Origin of the sequence: Psychroserpens sp. SPM9 (assembly GCF_025153525.1) — a bacterium.
Lineage (GTDB): Bacteria > Bacteroidota > Bacteroidia > Flavobacteriales > Flavobacteriaceae > Psychroserpens.
In genome coordinates, this window is sequence record NZ_JANZNR010000019.1 from 1 (window position 1) to 3,268 (window position 3,268).

3 protein-coding genes are annotated in these 3,268 nt (G+C 29.7%); all 3 read left to right on the forward strand.

The features are described from left to right. The first annotated feature begins 87 nt into the window (after nt 1–87). Complete coding sequence (locus tag N4270_RS16945; protein WP_260098540.1) at nt 88–924, forward strand: hypothetical protein; 837 nt, start codon at nt 88–90, stop codon at nt 922–924. Between the two features lie 142 nt (nt 925–1,066). Continuing rightward, nucleotides 1,067–2,041 carry a hypothetical protein gene (locus tag N4270_RS16950; RefSeq protein ID WP_260098541.1) on the forward strand — a complete coding sequence of 325 codons (975 nt, stop codon included), beginning with the start codon at nt 1,067–1,069 and terminating at the stop codon, nt 2,039–2,041. A 171-nt stretch (nt 2,042–2,212) separates the two neighbouring features. Next, nucleotides 2,213–2,983 carry a hypothetical protein gene (locus N4270_RS16955; protein ID WP_260098542.1) on the forward strand — a complete coding sequence of 257 codons (771 nt, stop codon included), beginning with the start codon at nt 2,213–2,215 and terminating at the stop codon, nt 2,981–2,983. Nucleotides 2,984–3,268 lie beyond the last annotated feature (285 nt).

The window sequence follows — 3,268 nt, forward strand, 5'->3', positions numbered from 1 at the left end:
TTGTTCATCTTAACCAAAATGTAAAATACTGTTCCTACAAAAAGAACAAACAAAATTTAGAATATTTGACCTTTTAATTGACGAAAAATGAACCAAAAAAAGGTCAACCTATTTCAGTATAATACAACAAGAAACTTCATATTAATAATTATAGTTTTAGGAATTTGTAATATTTCATTTTCCCAAAAGACTGAAGTGGAAAAATATTATGTTAGAGTTGATACACTTTTCATATCTCAATTAACGGAGGCTTATAAAAAATCAACAGAGGAATTATTAAAAACTCTTGAAGTCAAAAATGACAGACGTGAGAATTTAGGATTTGGATATCAACTAAAAGAAAGCGGAAAAGGAGTTGGAAGTATTTCATTTAATTACAAAATCTTGTATTATAAAAATGAGGTTATTGCATATGAACTTTCTACATATATAAAAGCCAATAAGTCCAGAAAACTTAAAAAATTGTATAAAGAAAGACTTTCTACAATGTTTGAAGTAAACGATGATTATAAAGTTGAACCAATATATTTCGGACTAGATAAAGCTAACGAACCATTAGACGGAATTGAAAAACGGACTGAAAATAAATCAACTGACTTGATTAATCCGTTCGCTGGAATAATTTTCGGAAATAGGTGTGGCTATGGAATGAGCGTTTTAAATAATCGAAAATTATTTGATGAAATTATAAAAAATGAGAATTGCGAATATTTACTTTACAGTATAAATCCGGCAACTCGATTAATGGCAGTTGAATTTTATTATTGTAATCTGACTAATTTTAGTGAGAATCAAAAAAAATCAATTGAATTGCGAATTGAGGAACTGAAAAAAGTGCCTTTATTAACAAGAAACTGTTATGGTTGCATAGTAGGTTCTGAATTGACCGAAAAGACAATAACTGAATTAAAAAACTGCAGGTAACAACGTGTATAATTAATTGCTAATGTTGGCTAAGCGCAGGATTTTTTCTCACAATTCACTATATTGCTTAGCAAAGAATAACAGCGTACTTGTACGCAACTAACCATACACATACACGTTGCCACACATTTGAACCAAGCCTATGAACAGTAAATTTCTGCTAACATTTTTCACACTTATTTCGGGACTTTCTGTTTTTGGACAGTTTAGTCGTGAAAATATTTCGACAGATTCATCCGACATCGAAATTATCAGAAATTCTGTTTATCACATTTACGAAGAAAGTTATAAAAACAAAGATTCTGTTTGGTACAGCGTGCATTACATAAAAGACACGACAAGATTAAACACAGAAGGTTGGAAAAGAAAAAATGGAAAGTACCTTGGAATTTGGAAAGAATATAATTTCGACAAACAATTATTGTTTACACGTGATTATGATAATGCAATATGCGAGGTAAACAGACAATTATTTCCTCATCACGAAATACTTGAGCGAATGAAAAAAAAAGCGGACAGCTTGATTATTTCTAACTATAGTCAAGAGTTTTTCGATAGCCAAGTTCGTTTCAATTTTAATTGTTATGCTTACGACAAAGATGGTTATGTTGGTAGTTGGACAGAACCAATGAAAAGAAAACCAACTGAATTTCTTTTTCGGTATCAAGTACGACTTGAAAACTCGGATTGGCAAAGTGAAATGATTGGAATTAGTCTTGACGAAAATGGAAATTATATTCCAAGTCACGATAGATTTAACAACAATGGATTCGAAAAATTAAACTCTGAAAACAGAACTTTTGAAATTGACAAAACAAAGGCTATTTCAATTGCCAAAGAACACGGACTAAAAGGAGAAAATATTTCGGAATTTTTAAAATGGGAAAGATTTAATAAAGCGACTTTTTATGATGGGCAGTTTAAATATTATATCGCTGAATTAACAGACCAAATAGATGAAATAAAAAAAGAGGGACGCTCAAGAATTACCTATAAGTTCAATGTTTACTCATTTAATCCTTGGACAGGCAAATTTTTGGGAAAGAAGAAAATGAAAAAAATTAAAGAATGGGAAAAAAATAGCGGATTTACATCTGACTTATTACCTGATGAATAAAATTAAAAAAACGTGTGGCAACACCGTGTATAATTAATTGCTCCGCAAGTTGGTTAAGACGATGGTTCTTCCCTACTTTTTACTATATTGCTTAGCAAAGAATAATAGCGTGCTTGCACGCAACTAACCATACACATACACGTTGGGTGTAATTTAATCAACAACAATTTAATGAATGAAGAGAATCTAAAATATCCTGCAAAAATCATAACAAAATGCACTGAATCTTTTGAGAATTTTTGGCAGCAAATTCAGAGATCAGAATCGCTTATGAGCTATTTAGAAGTTGGAAACAAGCTCATTACAAATTACGATGACGAAGCAAGAAAATATTACTCAAGTATTTATGATCATGGATACAACCCGGAAATTGTAAAAAAAAGCTTGAATAAAAATTTAGATAGTCTTTTAAATGTGAAATTTTATGAAATTCACTTAAGTTCAATGATATATGTTAATTCAATTGATAACTTTATTACTTATTTTAAAGATGTTCTTTCAGAAGTTGTGGTGGCAAAACCTCAAGTTTTGAAATCTCAAGAATCTGAAAAACTAGACTTCATTTTGGAACATAAATCAATGGATGATTTAATTAATTCTATTGCTAGTAAAAAGATTGAGGAACTATTTTATAAAGGAATTGAAGACATTGAAAAATTCTTTCAAAGTAGATTAGGTTTAAATATTTTTAAGAATAATGTTCAAAGAAAAAACGTTAATTTTTATATTAAACAGCGAAACTTAACAGTACACAATAAACGAAAAATTTCAAAAGAGTTTGCTAAACAATTTCCTGAACTTGAAAAGGATATTGGTCAATACCTTAATTTCGAATTCGGGTATGTTTCAAAAATGAATTTAACATTATTCAATTTTCTAGCAACATTAGATGAAGAGATTGCTCAAAAGTTTAAACTTAAAACAAGAAATCCACATACCTAAACTACACCCAACAACGTGTATAATGCATTGCTCTAATTCGTTAAGCAGAGGAAAAATTCTTACTTTTATTCTAAAGACGTATAACTCGGAAAATTCTAACCGAATTTTCCGCAACGTCATCATACACAAACACGTTAGCTGTAATTACCAGAACAAAAGCTCTATTCAATAACTTAACGCAACAAATCTAAAATTATAGATTTGTTATAATGGAAGTAAAAAAGCATAGACGACTTACCCTAAAGGAAAGAATCCAAATTGAGACTCTTTTAAACGAAAATAGAT